General features: G+C 44.1%; 18 protein-coding genes, 2 tRNA genes and 1 pseudogene. 18 read left to right on the top strand and 3 right to left on the bottom strand.

What is annotated here, in order from left to right; translation table 11 throughout:
* The first annotated feature begins 315 nt into the window (after positions 1 to 315).
* From HZY94_RS00905 to HZY94_RS00895, 3 genes and pseudogenes are all read left to right on the top strand, one after another.
* Positions 316 to 513 carry an IS66 family transposase gene (locus HZY94_RS00905; protein WP_179924598.1) on the top strand — a complete coding sequence of 66 codons (198 nt, stop codon included), beginning with the start codon at positions 316 to 318 and terminating at the stop codon, positions 511 to 513.
* Positions 494 to 1,813 carry an IS66 family transposase gene (gene tnpC / locus HZY94_RS00900; RefSeq protein WP_179924597.1) on the top strand — a complete coding sequence of 440 codons (1,320 nt, stop codon included), beginning with the start codon at positions 494 to 496 and terminating at the stop codon, positions 1,811 to 1,813. Before HZY94_RS00905 ends, tnpC begins: the two co-directional genes overlap by 20 nt.
* Before the next feature lie 253 nt (positions 1,814 to 2,066).
* Positions 2,067 to 2,915, top strand: a pseudogene (locus HZY94_RS00895) (IS630 family transposase).
* A gap of 424 nt (positions 2,916 to 3,339) precedes the next feature.
* Here the strand turns inward: HZY94_RS00895 and pepT are convergent.
* Positions 3,340 to 4,584, bottom strand: a complete 1,245-nt coding sequence (pepT, locus tag HZY94_RS00890) for a peptidase T (RefSeq protein WP_179924593.1) — start codon at positions 4,582 to 4,584, stop codon at positions 3,340 to 3,342.
* A 134-nt stretch (positions 4,585 to 4,718) separates the two neighbouring features.
* Here pepT and HZY94_RS00885 point away from each other — a divergent pair, with 134 nt between their 5' ends.
* The 10 genes from HZY94_RS00885 to HZY94_RS00840 all read left to right on the top strand — a co-directional run bounded on the left by HZY94_RS00885 (position 4,719) and on the right by HZY94_RS00840 (position 14,176).
* Entirely contained in the window at positions 4,719 to 5,141 is a 423-nt protein-coding gene (locus HZY94_RS00885) for a Fur family transcriptional regulator (RefSeq protein WP_179924591.1), read from the top strand.
* A 146-nt stretch (positions 5,142 to 5,287) separates the two neighbouring features.
* Positions 5,288 to 5,983: a phosphoglycerate mutase gene (locus tag HZY94_RS00880; RefSeq protein WP_179924589.1), complete on the top strand. Its 696-nt coding sequence runs from the start codon at positions 5,288 to 5,290 to the stop codon at positions 5,981 to 5,983.
* A gap of 152 nt (positions 5,984 to 6,135) precedes the next feature.
* On the top strand, positions 6,136 to 8,166 hold the full coding sequence (locus HZY94_RS00875; protein WP_179924587.1) for a penicillin-binding transpeptidase domain-containing protein: 2,031 nt from the start codon (positions 6,136 to 6,138) through the stop codon (positions 8,164 to 8,166).
* Positions 8,167 to 8,175: 9 nt separating this feature from the next.
* Positions 8,176 to 8,772, top strand: coding sequence for a recombination mediator RecR (recR, locus tag HZY94_RS00870; protein WP_160332140.1), 597 nt, complete (start codon positions 8,176 to 8,178; stop codon positions 8,770 to 8,772).
* A gap of 9 nt (positions 8,773 to 8,781) precedes the next feature.
* A complete protein-coding gene (locus tag HZY94_RS00865; protein WP_179924585.1) occupies positions 8,782 to 9,825 on the top strand; it encodes a D-alanine--D-alanine ligase in 1,044 nt (347 codons plus the stop codon).
* A 129-nt stretch (positions 9,826 to 9,954) separates the two neighbouring features.
* Positions 9,955 to 11,310 (top strand): UDP-N-acetylmuramoyl-tripeptide--D-alanyl-D-alanine ligase, encoded by a 1,356-nt coding sequence (locus tag HZY94_RS00860; RefSeq protein WP_218925686.1) that lies wholly within the window; start codon positions 9,955 to 9,957, stop codon positions 11,308 to 11,310.
* Between the two features lie 3 nt (positions 11,311 to 11,313).
* Positions 11,314 to 12,006 (top strand): TMEM164 family acyltransferase, encoded by a 693-nt coding sequence (locus HZY94_RS00855; RefSeq protein ID WP_179924583.1) that lies wholly within the window; start codon positions 11,314 to 11,316, stop codon positions 12,004 to 12,006.
* A 42-nt stretch (positions 12,007 to 12,048) separates the two neighbouring features.
* On the top strand, positions 12,049 to 12,432 hold the full coding sequence (locus tag HZY94_RS00850) for a PH domain-containing protein (RefSeq protein ID WP_179924582.1): 384 nt from the start codon (positions 12,049 to 12,051) through the stop codon (positions 12,430 to 12,432).
* A complete protein-coding gene (locus HZY94_RS10415; protein ID WP_228064519.1) occupies positions 12,432 to 12,908 on the top strand; it encodes an N-acetyltransferase in 477 nt (158 codons plus the stop codon). The genes HZY94_RS00850 and HZY94_RS10415 overlap by 1 nt, the downstream gene beginning before the upstream one ends.
* Positions 12,909 to 13,285: 377 nt before the next feature.
* The gene (locus HZY94_RS00840) at positions 13,286 to 14,176 is read left to right on the top strand and encodes an SPFH domain-containing protein (RefSeq protein WP_160332134.1); all 891 of its coding nucleotides are present in this window, start codon (positions 13,286 to 13,288) and stop codon (positions 14,174 to 14,176) included.
* 60 nt (positions 14,177 to 14,236) lie between these two features.
* On the opposite strand, the gene HZY94_RS00835 is transcribed toward HZY94_RS00840, so the two are convergent.
* Entirely contained in the window at positions 14,237 to 14,818 is a 582-nt protein-coding gene (locus HZY94_RS00835; protein ID WP_179924581.1) for a xanthine phosphoribosyltransferase, read from the bottom strand.
* A gap of 182 nt (positions 14,819 to 15,000) precedes the next feature.
* On the opposite strand from HZY94_RS00835, the gene HZY94_RS00830 reads away from it, so the two are divergent.
* Complete coding sequence (locus HZY94_RS00830) at positions 15,001 to 16,308, top strand: nucleobase:cation symporter-2 family protein (RefSeq protein WP_179924579.1); 1,308 nt, start codon at positions 15,001 to 15,003, stop codon at positions 16,306 to 16,308.
* An 84-nt stretch (positions 16,309 to 16,392) separates the two neighbouring features.
* Here the strand turns inward: HZY94_RS00830 and HZY94_RS00825 are convergent, their stop codons facing one another.
* Complete coding sequence (locus HZY94_RS00825) at positions 16,393 to 17,856, bottom strand: alpha-amylase (RefSeq protein WP_179924578.1); 1,464 nt, start codon at positions 17,854 to 17,856, stop codon at positions 16,393 to 16,395.
* A 117-nt stretch (positions 17,857 to 17,973) separates the two neighbouring features.
* On the opposite strand from HZY94_RS00825, the gene HZY94_RS00820 reads away from it, so the two are divergent.
* From HZY94_RS00820 to rpsA, 4 genes are all read left to right on the top strand, one after another.
* Complete coding sequence (locus tag HZY94_RS00820; RefSeq protein WP_179924576.1) at positions 17,974 to 18,204, top strand: DUF2969 domain-containing protein; 231 nt, start codon at positions 17,974 to 17,976, stop codon at positions 18,202 to 18,204.
* 49 nt (positions 18,205 to 18,253) lie between these two features.
* Positions 18,254 to 18,334, top strand: a tRNA-Tyr gene (locus HZY94_RS00815).
* Between the two features lie 11 nt (positions 18,335 to 18,345).
* Positions 18,346 to 18,417 (top strand) — tRNA-Gln (locus HZY94_RS00810).
* A 151-nt stretch (positions 18,418 to 18,568) separates the two neighbouring features.
* Positions 18,569 to 19,768: a 30S ribosomal protein S1 gene (rpsA, locus tag HZY94_RS00805; protein WP_160332129.1), complete on the top strand. Its 1,200-nt coding sequence runs from the start codon at positions 18,569 to 18,571 to the stop codon at positions 19,766 to 19,768.
* Positions 19,769 to 20,126: the final 358 nt, after the last annotated feature.

The raw sequence follows: 20,126 nt of genomic DNA, 5'->3' as shown, positions 1-20,126 counted from the left end.
TGCTTGAATACGGTTGTGATAAGCAGAAAGTTGTTTATTTTTGAGAGCTGATTTTAATTCATTAATTTGATCTTGTGTGAATTCCATAATATCTATTATAATTCAGATTTTGATTTTTGTTAAGTATAAACTGGTCTTCTGATGAGAAGGAGGTAAAAGAGCTGAATTCTGAACAAGTTGAATGGCTCATGAAAGGTTTTTCCATTACTCCCATCATAAAAACTACAAACAGTCGTGATTTCTATTGAAATTACGGCTGTTTTTTGGGTATAATCAAAGTATTAATGAAGGGAGAATAGAATCTTGGACGAACTATTGGAAATTATTAAAAAGCAAGCAGCTACCATTCAAAGTCTGACGGATGAAATCTCCCTCCTTCGTGAACAGGTGGCCTACCTCACTCAAAAGCTATATGGCAAGTCATCTGAAAAAAATATTGTACAACCAGGCCAAATGAGTCTTTTCGAAGAAGAGGAAACACCTAGCCAAGAAGATTTCGACTTACCCAGGTGAAACAGAAACAATTACTTACAAAAGAGCCAAATCCAAAGGACGCAAGCAAGCAATCCTGAATCAATTCCAAGCGGAGGAAGTACACCATCGCTTGGAGGAATGTGTCTGTCCAGATTGTGATGGAGACTTAAAAGAAATTGGTACAGAATTGAAACGCCAAGAGCTAGTTTTTATTCCTGTTCAACTCAAACGGCTTGATCATATCCAACATGCCTATAAATGCCAGACTTGTAGTGAGAAGTCAGATAAGGATAAAATCCTTAAAGCTCCTGTGCCGAAAGCCCCACTAGCCCATAGTCTAGGGTCTGCATCTATCATAGCTCATACCATTCACCAAAAATTTAACTTGAAGGTTCCAAACTATAGACAGGAATCCGATTGGGAAAAACTAGGTCTTCCAATTAGTCGGAAAGAGATCGCTAACTGGCATATTAAGTCTGCTCAATATTACCTAAAGCCTCTTTATAGTCTACTCTCAGATATCTTGAGAGAACAATCTGTTCTCCATGCAGATGAGACCTCCTATAGAGTCTTAGAAAGTGACACCAACCTGACCTATTTCTGGACTTTTCTATCTGGAAAAAATGAGGAACAAGGTATCATACTCTATCACCACAACCAAAGGCGCAATGGACAAGTTGCCAAGGAAGTCCTCAATGATTTCAAAGGTTACCTTCACTGTGATATGTGGTCAGCCTATAGGTCCTTAGATGAGGCCACTCTGGTGGGATGTTGGGCCCATGTTCGGCGGAAGTTCTTTGAAGCGACGCCTAAGAATGCGGACTCGAATTCCCTAGCCAAAAAGGGATTAGGCTATTGTGACCAGATGTTTGCCTTAGAGAAACAGTGGGAGGAACTAGACCTAGAAGTGAGACATCAAAAACGACAAGAACAACTCCGTCCTTTGATGGAAGAATTCTTTGAATGGTGTCGGGAGCAGTATGTCCTACCAGAATCCAAGTTAGGCCGTGCTCTCAAATACAGTTTGGATTATGAGTCCACATTCAAAACTGTACTGGAGGATGGACGTCTCGTTCTATCCAATAATTTGGCAGAAAGAGCTATCAAATCCTTAGTAATGGGGCGCAAGAATTGGTTGTTCTCCCAGAGTTCAGAGGGAGCAGAGTCTAGTGCGATTATCATGACTCTAATTGAGACAGCCAAACTCCACCAGATGGACAGTGAAAAATACATAGTCTTCCTACTAGAACATTTACCAAACGAGGAGACTCTCGAAAAAAAGGATGTTCTGGAGGCTTATTTACCATGGGCAAAACAAATACAAGAGCATTGTCGTTAAAGAAACCTCCGAGATTCAAAGCAAGCTGCTTACAATCTCGGAGGTTTTTCAATATACCCTGTTATTGGGCGCTTACGTTGCATTCAAAATCGTTTGAGTTATACTCTTCAAAAATAAAATTTAGCTATTGTCAGTTTCGCCTTGCTGCACTCTAGTACTGTTTGCATCTCACTTTCTAGTGTAATTTTTGATTTTCATTGAGTATTATAGTAGAATGAAACAGAAACCGCACACTTTGTGCTATACTATTTTTATGGCATATTCAGTAGATTTTCGTAAAAAAGTTCTTTCATATTGTGAGAATATTGGCAGTATTTCTGAAGCAGCAACTGTTTTCCAAATTTCTCGTACTACCATTTATCAATGGATTAAATTAAAAGAGAAAACAGGAGAGCTTCATCACCAAGTTAAAGGAACCACCCCAAGAAAAGTTGATAGAGATAAGTTAAAGAGTTATCTTGAAATCCATCCAGATGCCTATTTGACTGAAATAGCTGCTGAGTTTGAATGTCATCCAACAGCTATTCATTATGCTCTTAAAGCTATGGGATATACTCGAAAAAAAAGAGAACTACCTACTACGAACAAGATCCCGAAAAAGTAGCTCAATTCCTTAAAGAATTGGATAATTTAAGGGATATAGTTCCTGTTTATATTGATGAGACAGGGTTTGAAACTTATTTCTATCGGGAATACGGACGCTCTTTGAAGGGACAGTTGATAGAAGGTAAGATATCTGGAAGAAGATTCCAACGGATATCTTTAGTTGCAGGTCAGGTAGATGGTGAACTTGTAGCTCCTATGACTTATGAAGATACCATGACCAGTGATTTTTTCGAAGCCTGGTTTCAACAATTTTTACTAGCTAGTTTGGACAGCCCATCCGTTATCATTCTGGATAATGCAAGATTTCATAGAATGAGTCGCTTAAAAGTATTGTGCGAAGAACAAGGACATAAACTCTTGCCTCTTCCCCCCCTACTCACATGAGTATAATCCCATTGAAAACACATGGGCTCATATGAAAAAACACCTTAGAAAAGTATTGCCCGATTATGACAATTTTCTGGAGGCTTTGTTGTCTTGTTCTTGTTTCAAATGACTATAGAATGGAAGCAGTCTGATATCGTAAGGGCCCCTTTTTTATCCAATCAAATATCTCACCCAAGTATTCAAAAGCAAAAACTTCCAGAAACCCCTAGTATAGCAAAGGTTCTGGAAGTTTTTTGAATTCTGTATGAATCACTTGGGTTAAAACCAATACCTCGGAAAGTATTGCTTTTCATAGTGTTTTCAATAACACCAAAGACAGGTTCTACCCGACAAGGAACACGGGCTAACTGAGGACTAAACTTCTTGTCGATCTCGGTAAGTGGAGTGCTGGGATAGGAGCTACGAGCTGTATCCTGTATATATCCTTCTGGTACAGGTTTGTCAATAGAAGCACGATCCTCAAAAACAGATTTGTGAGGATTCCAAAGTTCAGCTAGTAGGTTAGAATTATGCACATTAGCTGCTGTTGCTAGTTACGGTTTAGGGGGGAGTGAGAGTTCTTGGCTGGCAATACCGATAATGACATCACAGGCTTTTTCCATGGTTTGAAGGCTGACGAACTCGTACCGACCGTGCATATTTTCACCACCTGCGAAGATGTTTGGGGTTGGGATGCCCATGAAGGAAATTTTGGAGCCATCTGTTCCACCGCGGATTGGTTCAATAATTGGTGTAATGTTCAAGGATTTCATGACTTGTTCAGCCAGTTGGACCGGTCGCATATCCTTTTCGATGACTTCCCGCATGTTGGAATACTGGTCTTTGATATCCACGATGACTCGTTCTTCACCCCAGCTCCGATTCATACGGCCGGCAACGCGTTGAAGGGTTTCTTTGCGGTTGGCCAAGCCTTGGCTTTCAAAGTCACGGAGGATGTAGTCAGCATGTGCTTCCTCTTCCGTACCCGTTAATTTTTGCAAGTGATAGAAGCCTTGATAGCCTTCGGTATACTCAGGACGTTCGCCATCAGGTAGGACACCGTGGAAATCCATAGCCAATTGGATCGCATTAATCATTTGTCCCTTGGCAGTCCCGGGATGAACATTGCGACCCTTGAAGGTAACGTGGGCTGCGGCAGCACTGAAGGTCTCGTACTGAAGTTCACCTAGCGGACCACCGTCAACGGTGTAGGCGAAATCAACATTGAAGTCGGCTGCATCAAAGCGATCAGCACCGGTCCCGATTTCCTCGTCTGGGCCAAAACCAATGCGGAGTTCCGCGTGTTCGATTTCAGGATGGGCGACCAGGTATTCGACCGCTGAGAGAATTTCCGCAATACCGGCCTTATCGTCTGCTCCTAGGAGGGTATGGCCATCGGTTGTGATGAGGGTCTGCCCCAGGTAGTTTTGGAGTTGCGGGAACTGGTTGGGGTTCAATTCATAGCCACTGTCACCGAGTGGAATGCTGCCGCCTTGGTAGTTTTCGACCACCTGTGGGCGGACATTGTCAGCATTGAAGTCGGCTGTATCCATGTGGGAAATGAAGCCAATTTTATAGGGGAATTTAGTGGAATTAGCAGGGAGGGTTCCAACAATAAAACCGTTATCGAGGTAGTGGACGTCTTCAAGGCCAATAAATTCCATCGTTGGCTTGAGGACAGTGAGGGCAAAGTCAACCTGGCTTTGGGTTGATGGAATGCGTTCTGCGTGTTCATCCGAACGTGTGTTGATCCGGACATAGTCCAGAAAATGGCTGAGGAGCTGCGGGTATTTGCTCATAGTAGTACCAACCTTTCTCAATGTACCTTTTTATTATAAAGCTAGCTGGGAGGAACTGCAAGATGTTTCTATTTTCATAATCAAAAAAAGAATTTAGGATATAATGGAATTAGTAGAATAAACAGAGGAAAAATATGGTGAACAAGCTCGAGGGAATATTGGAAGATTTACGAGATCATGGTATTCGTGTGACGGAGGCACGTCGTTTGATGTTGGAGTATTTAATGACGAGTCATGAGCATCCGAGTGCTGAGAAAATTTATCAGGATTTGATGGATGTTTACCCGCAAATTAGTTTGGCAACGGTTTACAACAATCTCAACCTGTTTCTCAAGGAGGGATTGGTTACGGAAATCAAGATTAAAAATGATCAGACGCGGTATTATGATTTTATGGGTCATGAGCACATCAATATCGTTTGTGAAAATTGTGGAAAGATTGCAGATTTTGAAGGAGAGCCGCTGCCGGATATTTCGGACCTTGTTAGAGACCAGACCGGCTATCAGTTGCAAAAACAAGAGCTTCTGGTATACGGTTTCTGTCCAGAGTGTCAGTAAGTGGAGGCTGAATAGATTTTGGTAGTTACTGGGAACAGCTGGAAATGTCGTGATAGAATTCACTTGCCCCTTGTTTTTGATTGGGAAGTGTAGTAGAATAATGGGGACTGCTTGGCAGTACTTATAATACCTAAGGAGAATTAGAGATGGTGAAATTAGTTTTTGCTCGTCACGGTGAGTCAGAATGGAACAAGGCCAACCTCTTTACAGGTTGGGCAGATGTTGACTTGTCTGACAAAGGAACTCAGCAAGCGATTGATGCTGGTAAATTGATCAAAGAAGCTGGAATCGAATTTGACCAAGCTTACACTTCTGTTTTGAAACGTGCGATCAAAACAACCAACCTTGCTTTGGAAGCAGCAGACCAATTGTGGGTACCTGTTGAAAAATCATGGCGTTTGAATGAGCGTCACTACGGTGGTTTGACTGGTAAAAACAAGGCTGAAGCAGCTGAGCAATTTGGTGATGAGCAAGTTCACATTTGGCGCCGTTCTTACGATGTATTGCCTCCAAACATGGACCGTGATGATGAGCATTCAGCTCACTCAGATCGTCGTTATGCACACTTGGATGATACCGTTATTCCAGATGCGGAAAACTTGAAAGTTACCTTGGAACGTGCCCTTCCTTTCTGGGAAGATAAAATTGCACCAGCTTTGAAAGACGGTAAAAATGTCTTTGTTGGAGCACACGGTAACTCGATCCGTGCTCTTGTAAAACACATCAAACAATTGTCAGATGATGAAATCATGGATGTTGAAATTCCAAACTTCCCACCACTTGTGTTCGAATTGGATGACAAATTGAACGTTGTGAAAGAATACTACCTTGGACAAGACTAATCTTGTATGAGGGGAACGTCTGGGCTTTGTGCCTGGGCGTTTTTTGATTCTTTTGAGCGATTTTTAGGGGAAATATTTAAAGTGGGGATGACCACTTGCTGAGGGATCTGTGGTAAAATGAAGAGAGTTTTCAAGAAAGTGCTAGGAAGAGAATGAGAAGAAAAAAGCCCGTCATTGAGCAACAAACCATCCCTGGAAGACTCTATTTAATCCTTGGGTTGGTTTTTGGTATATTTGTCATTTTAGGAGCCAGATTAGCCCATATGCAGGTTTTTAACCAGGCTTTTTATTTGGAAAAAATGAATATGGCCAGTCAAAAAATCATCAAGGCCAGTTCGGTTCGCGGGCAAATCTATGATGCCCAAGGCAAGCCCTTGGTCGAAAATGAAAGCAAGCAGGTGGTCTCCTATACCCGCAGCAATCAGGATACAGCCGAGTCTTTGAAGGAAACAGCTCGAAAAATTGACCAATTGGCGGAGGTCAAGGACGAGGATCTGAGTCAACGCCAATTAGCAGACTACTACCTGGCCGATCCAGCTGTCTATCGGGAAGTGGTGGAACAGCTGCCCAAAGATAAAAAAGTGGATGGCGAGGGGAATCCTTTAGAGGAGAAAGACCTCTACCGCAATGCTGTAGAGACAGTAACCTTGAAGCAGGAAGACCTGAGTCCAGAGGAGAAAAAAATCGCCCTGCTCTTCACCCAGCTTAATGCCATTTCCAGTTTTGGAACGGGCCACCTCCGAACAGAGGATTTGAATCCGGAACAGGTCGCCCTGGTGGCCTCCAGTAGCCAGGACATCCCAGGGATTTCCATTTCCACCAGCTGGGAACGGAAGGTCTTGGAATCGCCGCTGTCCAGCATTGTTGGTAGTGTCTCCAGTGAGAAAACCGGGATTCCAGCTGAGGAGGTTGAGGAGTACCTAAAGAAAGGCTATTCTCTCAATGACCGAGTTGGGACCTCTTATTTGGAAAAAGAATACGAAGAGGTTCTCCAAGGTAAGCGTTCGGAAAAAGAACTGTATCTGGATAAAAATGGTAACCTGGAAAAAGTAGTGACCAAGTCAGAGGGCGAAAAAGGTCAAAACCTTAAGTTGACGGTTGACCTGGATTTCCAGCAAGGAGTAGAGGACATCTTACGCAATGCCCTTCAGTCGGAGATGGATAAGGGAGCGGCGCTGGAGACGGAAGGTGCCTATGCTGTTGTCTTGAAACCAGAAGATGGTTCAGTTCTCGCCATGGCTGGAGTTAAGCAGGATCTGGAAAGTCATGATCTGGCGACGGATTCTTTGGGGACCATTACCAATGTTTTTGTACCAGGTTCGGTCGTCAAACCAGCCACCCTCACAGCTGGCTGGCAGAATGGGGCTCTGACAGGTAATGAAGTCCTAGCTGATCAAAATGTTTATGGAATTAATTCCTGGTTTACCGAAGGTAGTGTACGGGAGATTTCGGCTTTGGATGCTTTGGAATATTCATCGAATACTTATATGGTTCAGGTGGCCTTACGGATTTTGGGAAGTCCGCTGGGAACAGCTCTTTTGGATAGCCCAGAAGCTGTGAAACCAGCTATGGAGAAAATCCGCTCAGCCTTTGCCCAGTACGGGATGGGGGTTAAAACCGAAATTGACTTGCCCAATGAATCGCTTGGCTTTTTACCAGCTGAATTTACGGTTGCGGATTATATGAATAATTCCTTTGGTCAGTTTGATAACTACACCCCGATGCAACTGGCCCAATATGCAGCAACCTTGGCCAATGGTGGCCAGCGGATCCAACCCCATATTGTCGCAGGGATCTATGAAAATGACGAGAATGGTGGCCTAGGCTCAGAGATCGAGAAAAAGACTGGTCGCTTGCTTAATCAGGTATCGATTTCGCAAGAGGATATGAGCCTCCTGCAAGAGGGGATGAATCGGGTTGTTTATGGAGGCTCTGCCTTTACAACCGGAGCAACGGTCGGCCAGGGAGCAGCGGTTAGCATTGCGGCTAAAACAGGAACCGCTGAGACCTTTGTCAGCCGTGGTAAGGTGCGCGCGGTCAATACCAATGTCGTCGCCTATGCCCCAAGTAGCGAACCCGAAATTGCGGTTGCGGTGGTTTTCCCTCATAATACCGATTTACTTTCCACCGTTAGCCATAGTATCACTAAAGACATTGTGAATTTATATTATTCTAAAAAATAAGGAGGAGCCATGCTCTATCCCACACCCATTGCAAAATTAATCGAAAGTTATTCCAAGCTCCCAGGAATTGGTAAAAAAACAGCCACTCGCCTAGCTTTTCATACCATTAGCATGGAGGATGAAGAGGTGGCCGAATTTGCCAAAAACCTCTTGGCAGCTAAGCGTGAATTGACATATTGTGCCATCTGTGGTAATCTGACAGATGATGACCCTTGTGCCATCTGCCGAGATGAAACACGGGATGAAACACAAATTTTAGTGGTAGAAGACAGTCGGGACGTGACAGCCATGGAAAACATTCAGGAGTACCATGGGCGTTACCATGTTCTCGGGGGATTGATTTCTCCCATGAACGGGGTTAGTCCAGATGATATTAATCTCAAATCCTTGATCAGCCGGTTGATGGATGGTCAGGTAACCGAAGTGATTGTGGCGACCGATGCGACCGCAGATGGTGAAGCCACATCGATGTATATTTCACGCATTTTAAAGCCAGCAGGCATCAAGGTCACCCGTTTGGCCAGGGGCTTAGCAGTTGGCAGTGACATTGAATATGCGGATGAGGTGACCCTGCTGAGGGCCATTGAAAACCGTACAGAATTATAGGAGTCAGACATGAAAGAAACATTAATTCTCTTGTATGGAGGTCGTAGTGCGGAGCGTGAGGTTTCCGTTTTGACGGCTGAGAGTGTAATGCGGGCTGTAGATTATGACCGTTTCCAGGTCAAGACCTACTTTATTAGCAGTGCAGGGAAGTTTTATAAGACCCAGGAGTTTACGTCAACTCCAGATGCCTCTGAGAAATTGATGACCAATGACCGCTTGGCTGACTTAGAAGCCCTTAACCCCGGTCTTCTCTATGAAGAGGGTGCCGTTATTTTTCCCTTGCTCCATGGACCAATGGGAGAAGACGGAACGATTCAAGGCTTTTTTGAAATTTTGGGCATGCCCTATGTCGGGACTGGTGTCTTGGCTTCGAGTATGGCCATGGATAAAATTTCAACCAAGAGAATTTTGGAATCCGCAGGGATTGCGCAGGTTCCGTATACGACCTTTATTGAGGGCGATGATTTGAACCTGGCCTTGGATGAGGCAGAGGCGCGTTTGTCTTACCCAGTCTTTGTGAAACCGTCTAATATGGGCTCCAGTGTGGGGATTTCCAAAGCCGAAGATCGGGCGTCACTGGAGGTGGCGATTCGTGAAGCCTTGCGTTATGACAGCCGTATTTTAATCGAGCAAGGGGTGGATGCGCGTGAGATTGAGGTGGCTATCCTTGGCAACCAAGATATCCAGACTACCCTACCTGGGGAAGTTGTCAAAGACGTTGCTTTTTATGATTATCAAGCCAAATACATTGATAATAAAATTGAGATGGCAATTCCTGCGCAAATCCCTGATGAAGTGGCTGCTAAGATGCGAGAAGAAGCCCGTAAAGCCTTCCATGCCCTAGGTGGAACTGGCCTATCTCGTTGTGACTTTTTCTATACAAAAGATGGGGACATTTTCTTAAATGAATTGAACACCATGCCAGGCTTTACCCAGTGGTCTATGTACCCGCTACTGTGGAAGAATATGGGGCTTTCCTATGAAGACCTGATTTCGAAACTAGTAGACTTGGCTAAAGAGGTTTATGCCAAACGGCAAGCGCATTTCTTTTAAGGATTGATGCGGTCGCGAATAGGAGCTGGTGAGGAATCAGTATCTTTTTCGAAAAGGATCACCAGCAAAAAGACGGGCTTGCCCCGTCTTTTTATTTTTAAATGCGAATAGATTAGATAGGGAGATATTATGCTAACACTCAAAGAAATTCAAAGAGTTTTACAACCCAAAAACCAGCTGGTGCTGAAGGAAGATCAAGCGATTGCCAAGGTTGAGTTTGACAGTCGTTTAGTGACTGTGGGAGATTTATTTGTGCCCCTCAAGGGTGCACGGGATGGCCATGACTTTATAGATGTGGCCTTTCAACAAGGGGCCTTGGCAACCTTATCTGACAGGGAATTGGACATCCCTGGAATCTATTTTTGGGTTGAGGATGTGTTGGAAGCCCTACAGGCCTTGGCAGCCTATGTCTTGGAGAAAAGTCAGGTGGATGTCTTGGCTGTCACCGGTTCCAATGGGAAAACAACCACCAAAGATATGCTGGCGCATCTGCTAGCAACAACCTTTTCAACCTATAAAACCCAAGGGAATTACAACAATGAAATTGGACTTCCCTACACTATCCTTCACATGCCCCAGGGGACTGAGAAACTGGTGTTAGAAATGGGGCAGGACCACTTGGGCGATATTTCGCTCCTGTCGAAAATTGCCAAGCCTAAGGCAGCTGCGATTACCATTGTTGCAGAAGCGCATTTGGAATTTTTCAAAGATCGTCGGGAGATTGCCCAAGGCAAGTTGCAGATTGCAGATGGCATGCCTGCAGGATCCCTCTTATTAGTACCGGCAGATCCTATGTTGGATGACTTGCTTCCGGATCATGTGGAAGTTAAGCGCTTTGGTGAGGGTGGTGACCTCTGCTTTAGCAATTTGGAAGAAAACCGGGCTTGGCTTGGATTCCAAACGAACTTCTTGCAAGAACCCCTGCAAGTTCCTCTGCCGGGTAAATACAATGCCAGCAACGCCATGGTCGCGGCCTACTTAGCCAAGGCCGAAGGGGTGTCTGAGGAAGCAATCGCGGAAGCTTTCCAAAGTCTTACCCTGACCAAAAATCGGACAGAATGGCGGACTGCCCAAAATGGAGCAGCTATTCTCTCAGATGTCTACAATGCCAACCCAACAGCCATGCGTTTGATTCTTGAAACCTTTGCGAGTTTGGATCGCGAAGAGGGCGGGCGGAAGCTGGCTGTCCTGGCAGATATGAAGGAATTGGGGCAGGAATCCGACCAATTGCATCTGTCGATGATTACAAGCCTCAGTCCAGAAGACTTGGACCGTGTTTATTTCTACGGTGAGGAGATTGAAAATCTGGCCAAACTGGCTGCGGAGATTTTCCCCTTGGGTTCGGTTTTGTATTACCCAACCAAGGATTTTGCAGATTTGTCGCAGGCGGTTTGTGCAGATCTTCAACCTGCGGATCAGATTTTATTAAAAGGCAGCAACTCTATGAACTTGGCTAAGATTGTGGAGGCTTTAGAAGGAGATTAAGATATGGGGGATTTACTAACGCAACTATTTTCAACAAGCCCCCTTGATTACCCTCCTCATTTGGGCTGGCAGGGACACTTTGGTTTAGTGCTGAGCCTCCCTCTGCTATTTTGGGCAGCGCGTAACCGTAAGGGGGAGAAGGCTGTCAAAAATCTCTTTATTTTGATTCTGCTAGCCTTGTATGGATTTTTCTTTCTTCGCGATTTTTCCTGGAAGACCAGTCTCCCTTTTTACCATTGTCGGCTGGCCATGTTGTTTTTGTTGGTCTCACCAGATGGCTCCAAGTTTAAACAATTCTGGGCTTATATTGGTGTGATGGGGCCTGTCGTAGCCCTGGCTTATCCGGTGCTCTACCCCTATCCGTTTTTCCATATCACCAACCTTAGTTTTGTTCTGCTCCACCAATTTCTTTTTTACCTATCGGTCAGCTACCTTTCTCATCAGCCAGAGCATGTATGGCTGACCAAGCGAGATCTAGGTTTCTATTCCTTTGTGGTAACACTAGCCATGGCGGTTGTGGCAGTGCTGACTGGTGGTAATTATGGTTTTCTGCTGAACTTGCCGATTTTAGAGAGCAGATCCATCTGGTTTAATCTTTTCTTATTAACCGTACTTTTACTTCTCAGCCTCATTGGAGTCCAAGAAGCTCTTCTTTCTTTGAAGGAAAGAGAAGAGGTTGGAGAACAGTTGGCTTAGATAAGTGTGCTATAATGGATAAAAAAATTAAAGGAGTCAGAAATGGGAATTTTTTCAGGTTTGATGGGAAATGCGAGCGAAAAGGATAGTCGAAAAGTAAAAGAGGAGTTGGACAATATCCTCCTAGCAGAGGAAGAAGTGGAGATGGCCTACACCCTCGTCCGGGATTTGATTGTTTTTACCGATTACCGTTTGATTCTTGTTGACAAACAAGGAATGACCGGTAAAAAAGTATCCTATAAATCGATTCCCTACGGATCTATCTCACGTTTTACTGTTGAAACCAGTGGTCATTTTGATTTGGATGCGGAGTTGAAAATCTGGATCTCTTCTGCGGCTGAACCAGCAGAAGTGCTACAATTCAAGAGTGACACCAGCGTTGTAGCTATTCAAAAAGCCTTGGCTGCAGCGGTACTGATAAAATAATGATTGAAAATCCTCGTTTTAGTAATTTCCTACTTCGTCTTCCGACAGATGTGCAACTTATTTTAGCGGATATGATTCCTCGTTACCAACAGGGCTATCTTGACTATGTCTACCAAACAGAGAAAGTTGATATCCAGGCCCGACGGATTAAGAACCTGGTCAAGAATTTTCGGAAAATGGACTATACCTACGTCATGCCCATGCCCCAGGACTTGGCTTTGGAAATTATCCAGGATTGGTTATTTCCTGCGGAGTTCGTTTTTTCTCTAGGGGAGATGAAAGGTGAACTCTTATCCCCTGTTACCCGTGAGGGGAAGTACTTTGTTGTGATTTGGAATGGAGCCTTACTAGGCTATTTCCGTCTCCTGCCACAAGGAGATAAACTAGACTTGTTTCTAGCTCTCAAACCAAAGTATTTGCGGCAAGGTAGGGGAGCCCGTTTCTACCAAACCATTGAAGCCTTTATCAAACAGTAGGAACAAGGGACAGCCTTGCAAGTGGAGACTTTGGAACCAAAGATTCAAGAATTTTTCCGCACCTGTGGTTTCAGGTGGAGCTCTGCTGGTCAGCCTTTGATTAAGAACTTGTAGGAACTTACGCTTATTTCATAATAAATCAGTTTGAGGGGAGTGGGACAGAACTAATTTTTTTCAAAATTAGTTCGTAGTCCCACCCCCGCAAGGTTGATTAGGTCGGGTTCGGAGCCTAAAAGGCGAACGAAACTGCCAATCAACTACTGCGTCAAAGGTATTTTGCTAATCATAAAGAGAGAGGCTAGACTTTTGTCCCAGCCCCTTTTTTCTTTTAGCCCAGATAGAAATATGATAGAATGGTAGGAAAAGGAGGGAAGAAGATGATTTTAGTCTTGATTCTGTCAGTGATTTTCTTATTGCTGCTGTTGGTGTTGGTGCTCAGTTCGATTTATGTGGTTCGTCAACAGTCGGTAGCGATTGTTGAGCGGTTTGGTCGTTATCAGAAGACGGCGACGAGTGGGATCCATGTTCGGTTGCCTTTGGGAATTGATCGTTTGGTTGCGCGGATTGAACTACGCCTGCTCCAGAGTGAGATTGTAGTGGAGACCAAAACTAAGGACAATGTTTTTGTGACCTTGAATATTGCCACTCAGTATCGGGTGAATGAGTCCAATGTAATTGATGCCTACTATAAGTTGATCAAGCCGGTTAGCCAGATTAAGTCCTACATTGAAGATGCCCTTCGTTCTTCGGTTCCTAAATTAACGCTAGATGAATTGTTTGAGAAAAAAGACGAAATCGCCTTGGAAGTTCAAAATCAAGTGGCAGAAGAAATGTCTACCTATGGTTACGAGATTGTAAAAACCCTGATTACCAAGGTTGAGCCAGATGCCGAAGTCAAACAATCGATGAACGAAATCAATGCGGCTCAACGCAAACGGGTTGCAGCCCAAGAATTGGCAGAAGCCGATAAGATTAAAATCGTCACCGCCGCCGAAGCAGAGGCTGAAAAAGATCGCTTGCACGGGGTCGGGATTGCCCAACAACGGAAGGCCATTGTGGATGGCTTGGCTGAATCTATCCGGGAATTAAAGGATGCCCAGGTCAGTCTAAATGAGGAGCAAATTATGTCCATCCTTTTGACCAACCAATACTTGGATACCCTAAACAGCTTCGCGGAAGCTGGTAATTCAACGGTCTTCCTACCAGGTCAACCAGAAGGAGTGGAGGATATTCGAACACAGATCCTATCTGCCCTGAAGGCTCGTTAAATAGAACTTTACTAGTAGCAAAAAAAGAGATTCACGACAATCAGTGAATCTCTTTTTTGATTACAAATCGGCTTCTTTGAAAACGACTTGACCATTTTCAAATTTTTCAATCCTGGCGAGGGAGCTAACGGGAACATCGAGATCTTCGATTAGTTGGCGTCCATCTTGGAAGGATTTTTCAATCACAATTCCGACACCAGCAATACTTACACCCGCTTGTTGGATGATCTCAATCAGCCCCTTGGCAGCTTGACCGTTGGCCAGGAAGTCATCAACAATCAAGACCTGATCATTTTCGTTGAGGAATTTGCTGGCAATGGAGACGGTTGAGGTTACCTGTTTGGTGAAGGAATAAACCTCTGCTGTCAAAATTCCTTCGGTCATGGTGATGTTTTTGTGTTTTTTGGCGAAAATCATCGGAACTTCTAAGCTCTCCGCAACATAGATAGCTGGGGCGATACCAGACGCTTCGATGGTGACAACCTTGGTAATTCCCTTATCGCGGTAACCATCGGCCAATACCTTGCCCATCTCCTTCATCAACTGATAGTCGACCTGGTGGGTTAAGAAGGAGTCGACCTTGAGGATATTTTCTCCCAAGACATTTCCATCCTGTAAAATACGCTGTTCTAATAATTGCATGATAGCCTCCATTTATGAGATATTTCCATTATATCAGATTTTTTAAAGAAAATGGTTCCTTTTACAGAATAAAATAAGCAAAAAGCGAACGTTTATTAAGTTTGTTACAGGAAATGTATTGAATTTCTCTTATTTTTCTGTTACACTGGGTCTATTCTTTTTAAAAATAGAAGGAGGGGACCATGTCTCACAAGACCCAAAAAGAAGAAGTCGCAACGATGCTTTATGGAGTTGAGGATAGACCTCCCAAAGGTCTGGCGATTCTCTTGGCTTTGCAACACATTCTGGCTGCCTTTGCAGGAATTATCGCTGTTCCCTTGGTCGTCGCTTCGGCCTTGGGCCTTCCGGTTGAACAAACATCAGCCCTCGTTTCAGCCGCTATTTTTGTCGCTGGTCTAGCGACCATCCTACAATCGAAAGGTTTGGGACCGATTGGGGCGCGTGTTTCTGGTATGATGGGAACGGACTTTACCTTTGCCAATCCAGCGATTAGCGTTGGTAGTCAATTCGGTTTAGCCGGAGTGGTTGGAGCGACCATTGCAGGATCTTTTGTGGAAATCATCCTTAGTCGTTTTATCAAACCCTTGATGCGCTTTTTCCCGCCGTTAATTACTGGAACCGTGGTTACCCTGATTGGGATTACCTTGTTGCCTGTAAGTATGGACTGGGCTGCTGGTGGTGTTGGTTCGAGCGATTATGGTTCGGTTGAGAATGTCAGCATTGCCTTTGTTGTGATGCTCTTCACCCTCTTCCTCAACCACTACGGTAAAGGAATGTTGAAAACTGCTTCCGTCTTCTTCGGGATGGTGTTCGGTTATGTCCTCTGTGTCTTTCTTGGAAAAGTGGATCTGTCTGCTGTGAACGATGCTGCTTGGGTGGCCCTTCCAAATGTTTTTGGTTTTGGTGTCCGCTTTGAACTATCCGCTATCTTGGCCTTCATTCCAGCCTATGTGGTATCGCTGATTGGGACTGTCGGAATTATGATGGCCATCGGTGAAGCCTCTGGACAAAAAATGAGCTCTGAACGAGCGGCTAACGGTGTGTTAGCCGATGGTGTTGGTTCCCTCCTAGCAGGTATCTTTGGTGCTGGTCCCAACACAGCATTCTCGCAAAACGTTGGTTTGATTACCCTCACCAAGGTTGCCAGCCGTCAAGTGATGATTCTAGCGGGAATTATCTTGGCCTTGTTAGGGGTCTTTCCAAAAATCTCAGCTTTGATTTCAATCATGCCTCAACCTGTACTTGGTGGTGTTGGTGTGATTATGTTCGGTTTGGTAGCAGCCCAAGGGGTTAAAACCTTGGCGACTGTCAAAATGGGTGATCGAGAACTTTTGATTATCTCATTAGCCTTTGCCTTGGGAATTGGGGTAACGGTTCGTCCAGAGTTGCTTAGCAATTTGCCTCAGGCCCTACAAATGATTTTCTCATCTGGAATTTCAACAGGAACCATTGTGGCCTTGATTTTGAACCAAATCTTAAAAGAAAAATAAGCTTTTGAAAAGGTGTGTGGGAGTAATCCCCCACCTTTTTTACACGCAGAAAAGGGATATGCATCGAGGTCATATCCTTTTATTTTATAAATCACTAGTCAGGGTCCAAGCAGAAATACTGCGGCCGTGAACGGGGAAGTTGGCCCAGCCGTCTTCGCCGACTAGAACGGTATCTGAATGGTGGCCTAGTTGGTCACTAAAGCTTTGTCCCTGCCATTGGGTGCCAACAAACATGGAGATGGCAGCGTCGTCTTTGTTGCTGAGAATGACCGCTAGCGGGCTGCGGTCTAACTCTTCAGGAATTCGTGTCCAGCCAATGGTGTTTGGATCTTCAAAGTAGTCTGTTTCTGCTCCATAGGCCCAGTATTTGCGAACCATGAGGAGTTTATCCAAGACTTCTTGGAAGCTGGCTTGGGCGTGGGTCCCTTGGACACCATAGTAGTCGCCGTAAAAGACGCAGGGTTTGCCCTGCTGGCGGAGTAAGATCAGACCATAGGCTAGTGGTTTGAACCAATCCGCCACCACAGATTCCAAGGCCTGGCCTTTTTGGGTATCGTGGTTTTCGACAAAGGTCACGGCTGAGTCGGGATGGTTTTTGACCAGGCTGCCGTCAAAGATGGTGGTCAAATCAAAGTCGGCTTCTTTTTCACCGGCTTCTTGGAAATTGTAATGGAGTTTAACATCGACTAAATCAAAGCGGTAGTCGGTGTCTTCCAAGTAATTGGTGTTGGTTTCTTCATCAGGATTCCAGAATTCTCCGAAGACATAAAAATCTTCTGAGAGGTTGTCTTTAATATCGCGGATGAAGTTCTTCATAAAGAAGGAATCAATATGTTTGATAGCGTCCAGGCGGAAACCCGAGATTCCTGTTGTGGGGATGAACCAGTTAACCCAGTCATAGAGGTTTTGAACAACTTCTGGATGTTTGAAGTCCAGGTCGGCATACATGAGGTAGTCGTAGTTGCCGTTTTCGTTGTCCACAAGACTGTCGTCAGACCAGCCTTTATTGTCTCCGACAATTTGGTAGATACCGGTCTTCTTGCGACCAGCATCGAAGTCTGTTCCGGTGAAGTGGTACCAGTGCCATTGGAAGTCGTTGTAATGACCACGACGTCCTGGGAAGTAGAAGTGGGTCCAGCCTTTAATGCTGAAGGGCTCGGTTAACTCCTTGGTCCGATCTTCAGGATCGACTTCAATGACTTCAAAAGACTCCAGCCCATCAGCCGAGGCCTTGTGATTCAAGACCAAATCAGCAATGGCAGAGATGCCATGGTCTTTTAAAATACGGATGGCCTGGATGTATTCATCCTTGGTCCCATATTTGGTTCGCACGGTTCCTTTTTGGTCAAACTCCCCTAGGTCAAAAAGGTCATAAATTCCGTAACCTACATCGCTGTCATTGGTCGCTTTAAAAGCAGGTGGCATCCAAACCTGGCTAATCCCAAGTTCGGCTAAATGAGGGGCATCTCCAGCCAGCCGATTCCAGTGCTGACCATCATTGGGAAGATACCACTCAAAGTATTGCATAAGTGTTTGATTTCTTTCCATAGCCCTATAGTAAAAGGAAGAGTTCTTTTTGTCAAATTTTTACCTATTAAATTTCAAGTCCGATTTGATTTTTTTAAAAGATTTGTGTAAAATCAATAGAAGATTGTGAGGTGTATCATGAGTCGGAAAGAGAAAAAAATTGAAATTCAGTTAAAGGACCACTCCGTAAAAGTGGGAGCAGAGACTTTTGAGGGTTATCAATTGCTGATTGGTAAGCAGGTCGTCGGTGAAATTGCTGAGTTGGATAATCAATTTGCCTTGGTTTCCAATGGAAATGTTCAGGAGTTTCACAAAAAATTGGAGCAAGCGATTGAAAAAGTTATCGAAAGTTATAATTTATCCAAATAAAAGGCTTGCATTCTGAGAATAGTGTGATATAATAATTTTTGTTGATGTCGGAGAGATAGCGAAGAGGCTAAACGCGGCGGACTGTAAATCCGCTCCTTCGGGTTCGGGGGTTCGAATCCCTCTCTCTCCATTTCTCATTATTGGGGTATCGCCAAGCGGTAAGGCAAGGGACTTTGACTCCCTCATGCGTTGGTTCGAATCCAGCTACCCCAGTTCTTAGGTTACTTATTGGATAGAGGAAGCTAAAATATCCTTTGGATATTTTATTTCTTTATATCTAGGCGACGGTTGAAGCGGTGCGGTACTTAGGAAGAAATTTTATAAGTATATCAAGTATTGACTTGATTGTTGGAGGATTTTTTAGATGAACGAATTTGAAGATTTGCTAAACAGCGTTAGCCAAGTTGAGCCAGGCGATGTTGTGACAGCTGAAGTATTGACTGTTGATGCTGGACAAGCTAACGTAGCAATCTCTGGAACTGGTGTTGAAGGTGTCTTGACTCTTCGTGAATTGACCAACGATCGTGACGCAGACATTCACGAATTGGTTAAACCAGGTGAAACACTTGAGTTGCTTGTACTTCGTCAAGTTGTAGGTAAAGACACTGATACCGTTACCTACCTTGTATCTAAAAAACGTCTTGAAGCACGCAAAGCTTGGGATAAATTGGTTGGACGTGAAGAAGAAGTTGTCACTGTTAAAGGTACCCGCGCAGTTAAGGGTGGTTTGGCAGTTGAGTTTGAAGGACTTCGTGGTTTCATCCCAGCATCTATGCTTGACACTCGCTTTGTTCGTAACACTGAGCGTTTTGTAGGTCAAGAATTTGATGCCAAAATTAAAGAAGTGGATCCAAAAGAAAACCGCTTCATCCTTTCACGTCGTGAAGTTGTAGAAGCTGAAACAGCTGCAGCTCGTGCAGAAGTGTTTGGTAAACTTTCTGTAGGTGATGTTGTAACTGGTAAAGTTGCTCGTATCACTAACTTTGGTGCCTTCATCGACCTTGGTGGTGTAGACGGATTGGTTCACTTGACTGAATTGTCACATGAGCGTAACGTATCACCTAAATCTGTTGTAACAGTTGGTGAAGAAATCGACGTTAAAGTTTTGGACTTGAACGAAGAAGAAGGACGCGTTTCCCTATCTCTTAAAGCTACAGTACCTGGACCTTGGGACGGTGTTGAGCAAAAATTGGCTAAAGGTGACGTTATCGAAGGAACTGTTAAACGTTTGACTGACTTCGGTGCCTTTGTTGAAGTATTGCCAGGTATCGATGGCTTGGTTCACATCTCTCAAATTTCACACAAACGTGTTGAAAATCCAAAAGATGCACTTCAAGTAGGTCAAGTGGTTAACGTGAAAGTTCTTGATGTGAACGCAGCTGACGAGCGTGTATCTCTTTCTATCAAAGCTCTTGAAGAGCGCCCAGCACAAGCTGAAGGACAAGAAGAAAAACGCGCTTCACGCCCACGTCGTCCACGTCGTCAAGAAAAACGTGACTTCGAATTGCCAGAAACACAAACTGGTTTCTCAATGGCAGATCTTTTCGGAGATATCGAACTTTAATCAAAAACGAAAGACAAATCTCATAGTGGGATTTGTCTTTTTTGTGGCTCTATAATTTCTATAGTGGGTAACAACCCAAAATAGAGATTGTAGGGCCTTTTCAGATACCAAAAAAGTCCCACATGATCTATAATGAATAGCGACGAAACCAACATTCAAAAGAATGGCTCTTTGTCAACTGTAGTGGGTAGAATTTTACAATCTATAAATAGTGAGTACAATATCAAAAATTTTATACTCATTTAAAATCAAAAGTTGAAAAATAATGGATGCTTAGTTTTGAAATACAACAATATAAAACCACTACGTATCTAGAAAGGACCTTGTCCATTCTCTATTCACAATGGATTTTAAGGTT

Origin of the sequence: Streptococcus danieliae, from assembly GCF_013415245.1 — a bacterium.
In the GTDB taxonomy this organism is placed as follows: domain Bacteria; phylum Bacillota; class Bacilli; order Lactobacillales; family Streptococcaceae; genus Streptococcus; species Streptococcus danieliae_A.
The sequence above is the reverse complement of the archived record's forward strand: the minus strand, read 5'-3'. Positions and strand labels throughout refer to the sequence as shown.

Excerpts from the sequence above, each read along its gene's own strand:
- HZY94_RS00820 (WP_179924576.1), top strand. The coding sequence starts at position 17,974 with ATGAGTCGGAAAGAGAAAAAAATTGAAATTCAGTTAAAGGACCACTCC.
- HZY94_RS10415 (WP_228064519.1), top strand. The coding sequence starts at position 12,432 with ATGATTGAAAATCCTCGTTTTAGTAATTTCCTACTTCGTCTTCCGACA.
- HZY94_RS00880 (WP_179924589.1), top strand. The coding sequence starts at position 5,288 with ATGGTGAAATTAGTTTTTGCTCGTCACGGTGAGTCAGAATGGAACAAG.
- HZY94_RS00830 (WP_179924579.1), top strand. The coding sequence starts at position 15,001 with ATGTCTCACAAGACCCAAAAAGAAGAAGTCGCAACGATGCTTTATGGA.
- HZY94_RS00850 (WP_179924582.1), top strand. The coding sequence starts at position 12,049 with ATGGGAATTTTTTCAGGTTTGATGGGAAATGCGAGCGAAAAGGATAGT.
- HZY94_RS00840 (WP_160332134.1), top strand. The coding sequence starts at position 13,286 with ATGATTTTAGTCTTGATTCTGTCAGTGATTTTCTTATTGCTGCTGTTG.
- HZY94_RS00825 (WP_179924578.1), bottom strand. The coding sequence starts at position 17,856 with ATGGAAAGAAATCAAACACTTATGCAATACTTTGAGTGGTATCTTCCC.
- recR (WP_160332140.1), top strand. The coding sequence starts at position 8,176 with ATGCTCTATCCCACACCCATTGCAAAATTAATCGAAAGTTATTCCAAG.
- HZY94_RS00885 (WP_179924591.1), top strand. The coding sequence starts at position 4,719 with ATGGTGAACAAGCTCGAGGGAATATTGGAAGATTTACGAGATCATGGT.
- HZY94_RS00855 (WP_179924583.1), top strand. The coding sequence starts at position 11,314 with ATGGGGGATTTACTAACGCAACTATTTTCAACAAGCCCCCTTGATTAC.
- HZY94_RS00865 (WP_179924585.1), top strand. The coding sequence starts at position 8,782 with ATGAAAGAAACATTAATTCTCTTGTATGGAGGTCGTAGTGCGGAGCGT.
- HZY94_RS00875 (WP_179924587.1), top strand. The coding sequence starts at position 6,136 with ATGAGAAGAAAAAAGCCCGTCATTGAGCAACAAACCATCCCTGGAAGA.
- HZY94_RS00835 (WP_179924581.1), bottom strand. The coding sequence starts at position 14,818 with ATGCAATTATTAGAACAGCGTATTTTACAGGATGGAAATGTCTTGGGA.
- pepT (WP_179924593.1), bottom strand. The coding sequence starts at position 4,584 with ATGAGCAAATACCCGCAGCTCCTCAGCCATTTTCTGGACTATGTCCGG.
- HZY94_RS00860 (WP_218925686.1), top strand. The coding sequence starts at position 9,955 with ATGCTAACACTCAAAGAAATTCAAAGAGTTTTACAACCCAAAAACCAG.
- rpsA (WP_160332129.1), top strand. The coding sequence starts at position 18,569 with ATGAACGAATTTGAAGATTTGCTAAACAGCGTTAGCCAAGTTGAGCCA.